General features: G+C 65.7%; 2 protein-coding genes. Both read left to right on the top strand.

Annotated elements, in window-relative coordinates; translation table 11 throughout:
• Positions 1-330: 330 nt before the first annotated feature.
• Positions 331-1,443 carry a multiple monosaccharide ABC transporter substrate-binding protein gene (gene chvE, locus AOK18_RS23775; protein WP_206281585.1) on the top strand — a complete coding sequence of 371 codons (1,113 nt, stop codon included), beginning with the start codon at positions 331-333 and terminating at the stop codon, positions 1,441-1,443.
• Positions 1,444-1,489: 46 nt separating this feature from the next.
• Positions 1,490-1,632: ATP-binding cassette domain-containing protein (locus AOK18_RS31290; protein WP_157865152.1), on the top strand; the 143-nt coding region annotated here is incomplete at its 3' end.

Raw genomic sequence — 1,632 nt, 5'->3', positions numbered from 1 at the left:
GCGGGTGCGGCGCGGACGGCTGGCCCTGGACCTGCTCGCCCGCCACGGCGCGGACGGGGACATGGCGCCGATCGGTTCACGGCTCCCGGGGGAGCTGCGCAGGTTCGGCATCTCGTCATAACGTTCCGGAAACTCGACTTCACAGAAGCAGACACAGACGCGCACAATCCCACACACCCCTTTCTCGGGGTCGTCCGGCACCTTCTCCGCACCACCCCGCACCGCCCCGCACCGCAGCACCCCGCACCGCAGCTTCATCGCCGAATCCCTCGGCCCGAAAGCGACTTCGCACCTCCGGGCCGCCCTGCACACACATCAAGGATGATGATCATGCGTAACCGCAGAGCCGCCGTCGCCGCAGCAGCCACCGCCGTCTCCCTCGCCCTCACCCTGACCGCCTGCGGCCAGAGCGGCGAGGGCGGCAGCGAGGAGGACAAGGGGGACGCCAAGGGAGCGACCGTCGGCATCGCGATGCCGACCAAGTCCTCCGAGCGCTGGATCGCCGACGGCGACAACGTCGTCAAGCACCTGGAGTCCAAGGGCTACAAGACCAAGCTGGTCTTCGGCGAGGACGACCCGGACCAGCAGGTCGCCCAGGTCGAGAACCTGATCACACAGGACGTCAAGGCGCTGATCGTCGCGGCGATCGACAACAAGTCGCTGAACAACGTGCTGCAGCAGGCCAAGGACGCCGACATCCCGGTGATCTCCTACGACCGCCTGATCCTCGGCACGGAGAACGTCGACTACTACGCCTCGTTCGACAACGAGAAGGTCGGCGAACTCCAGGGCGACTACATCGTCGACAAGCTCGGCCTGAAGGACGGCAGCGAGAAGGGCCCCTTCAACATCGAGCTGTTCGCCGGCTCCAACGACGACAACAACACCCGCTACTTCTTCCAGGGCGCGATGAACGTCCTGCAGCCGTACATCGACAAGAAGCAGCTCGTCGTCAAGTCCGGCCAGACCGAACTGAACCAGGTCACCACCCTGCGCTGGGACGGCGGCACCGCCCAGAAGCGCATGGACGACATCCTGACCTCGTCCTACAAGACCGGGCGGGTCGACGCGGTCCTCTCCCCGTACGACGGCATCTCCATCGGCATCCTGTCGGCGCTGAAGTCGGACGACTACGGCTCCAAGAACAAGCCGCTGCCGATCGTCACCGGCCAGGACGCCGAGGTCGCCTCGGTGAAGTCGATCATCGCCGACCAGCAGTCCATGACGGTCTACAAGGACACCCGCGAACTCGCCAAGGTCGCCACGAACATGGTCGACGCGCTCCTGACGGACAAGGAGCCCGAGGTCAACGACACCAAGACCTACGACAACGGGGCGAAGGTCGTGCCGGCCTACCTGCTGGAGCCGGTCGCCGTGGACGAGGCCAACTACCAGGAGACCGTGGTCGACTCCGGCTACATCAAGGAGAGCGACCTCAAGTAGACGTCCCCGGCACACCGCCGTCACCTACGGATTGGAAGGCACGACCATGGCGGGACCCGTCCTGGAAATGCGCTCGATCGTCAAGACCTTTCCCGGCGTCAAGGCGCTGTCGGACGTCACCCTGACCGTTCGGCAGGGCGAGGTCCACGCCATCTGCGGCGAGAACGGCGCCGGCAAGTCGACCCTCAT

Origin of the sequence: Streptomyces prasinopilosus, from assembly GCF_001419695.1 — a bacterium.
GTDB classification, from domain to species: domain Bacteria; phylum Actinomycetota; class Actinomycetes; order Streptomycetales; family Streptomycetaceae; genus Streptomyces; species Streptomyces prasinopilosus.
Note: the sequence above shows the minus strand (reverse complement) of the source record. Positions and strands in the feature narration are given on the sequence as shown.